The organism is Bradyrhizobium sp. (genome assembly GCF_049581145.1).
In the GTDB taxonomy this organism is placed as follows: domain Bacteria; phylum Pseudomonadota; class Alphaproteobacteria; order Rhizobiales; family Xanthobacteraceae; genus Bradyrhizobium.
Window position 1 is genome coordinate 1 of the sequence record NZ_JBAURI010000934.1, and the last position, 1812, is coordinate 1812.

Annotated in this window: 2 protein-coding genes; both read left to right on the plus strand. The window is 55.6% G+C overall.

What is annotated here, in order from left to right; translation table 11 throughout:
- Positions 1–428: hypothetical protein (locus WCB02_RS30535; protein WP_423963888.1), on the plus strand; the 428-nt coding region annotated here is incomplete at its 5' end.
- Positions 429–570: 142 nt separating this feature from the next.
- Positions 571–1812, plus strand: a 1242-nt coding sequence (locus tag WCB02_RS30540; RefSeq protein ID WP_423963891.1) for a transglutaminase domain-containing protein, incomplete at its 3' end; no start/stop codon positions are given.

Consider the following 1812-nt stretch of genomic DNA (forward strand, 5'->3'; position numbering starts at 1 on the left):
ACGTGGATGCGCTGAACAAGGATTTGACGACCACGTTTGATTTGCAGGCGAGCCACTTTGCTAGGTTTGCCGGTCCGCTGCTGATGGTTCGGCCGAGGGTTCTTGGAAGCTATGGGCTGGACGTGGATCGCAAGCCGCGCCACGTGGAGATCGATCTGGAGCAGACCATGCAAGGCACCGATGAGTATGACATCGAGCTGCCTCAGGGATACGTGGTGGACGAGTTGCCAGATCCGGTCAAGATCGATGTCGGATTCGCGAGCTATGTGAGCTCGACCGAGTTGCGTGGGCGGGTGCTGCACTACAGTCGCACGTACACCGTGAGACAGGTGACGTTGCCGGCGGCACAGTATGCGGCGGTGCAGCAGCTTGCTGCCGCCATCGCTGCGGATGAAGACAACCAGGCAATTTTGAAGCGCGGAAACTAAACACCACAGACTACGAGGGAGCGAACGGCTGGCGATGAAGATAGGACGGATAAGTACATGGGCATTGATGGCCGCGACAGCGAGCGGGATGGCATACGCGCAGGTGGCGAGCTTCACCGCGCCTACACCCGAGGAACTATCGATGACCTCGTTGCCGGGATATCCAGGAGCGGCGGCGGTGGTGCTGAATCGTGAGGAGACGACCAAGGACGATCTGCACTCAGTGTTTCATTACGAGCGCATCAAGATCCTGACCAAGGACGGCGAGAAGTATGCCAATGTGGAGCTGCCGTTTGTCAGCACTTCGGATGACTATGGGAGCGGCGGCAATGACAAAACGCTCGCAGAGATTACAGGACGGACGATCCACGCGGATGGCACGATCATTCCTTTCACGGGGAAGCCCTACCTCAAAGTGCTGGAGAAGGGCCAGCTGGAGCATGGGGAGAACGTGAAGGTGCAGGAGAGGGTGTTTACGCTGCCGGATGTTGAGGTGGGAAGCATTATTGAGTACCGGTACGCCACGCGAATTGCTGACAACATGTATGAGGCACCTGACTGGTATATCCAGGGAGAGTTGTACGTGAAGCAGGCGCACTACATTTGGTACCCAACTTCAATGGATCTTCAGGACAGTCACGGCCTTATCACGACGATCACCTGGTTCCCGATTCTTCCCGCGGACGCTAAGGTCGAACGGCGCGATATCCCGCATTCCAACTTTTCGCAGCAACCAATTCAGGTTTTTGAGTTGACAATTAAGGATGTTCCGCCCGAGGTGAAAGAGGCTTATATGCCTCCTATCGCGAGTTTCAGCTATCGGGTTCTATTCAACTTCACGGCGGAGCATAGTACGGCAGACTGGTGGAGGGATGAAGGCAAGGACTGGTCGAAGCGGATGGACTCCTTCGCAGATCCAAATTCGGAGCTGAAGAAGAAGACAGAGGAAATTACCGCTGGCGCGGCGAACGATGATCAGAAACTGCGAAAGATTTATGCGGCGGTAATGGAGCTAGAGAATACGCGCTACACGCGAGCTCACAACGAGAAGGAAGAGAAAGCCGAGAGTGGGCATGCAGTGAAAAATGCTGCCGATGTTCTAAACCAAAAGCGTGGCAGCGCGACACAACTCACCCAACTTTTTGTGGGAATGGCGCGAGCGGCGGGGATGAAGAGCTACTTCCTGCTGGTGCCGGATCGAAGCGAGCAAATCTTTGTTCCGGGTTGGGAAAGCTTTCGGCAGTTTGACGACGTGATCGCCATTGTCACTGTAGATGGTCAGGAAAAGTACTTCGATCCAGGATGCAGGTACTGCGCCTATGGCCATCTTGCGTGGGAGCATACGCTGGTGCAGGGATTGCGGCAGTTCGACAAGGGCGTGGAG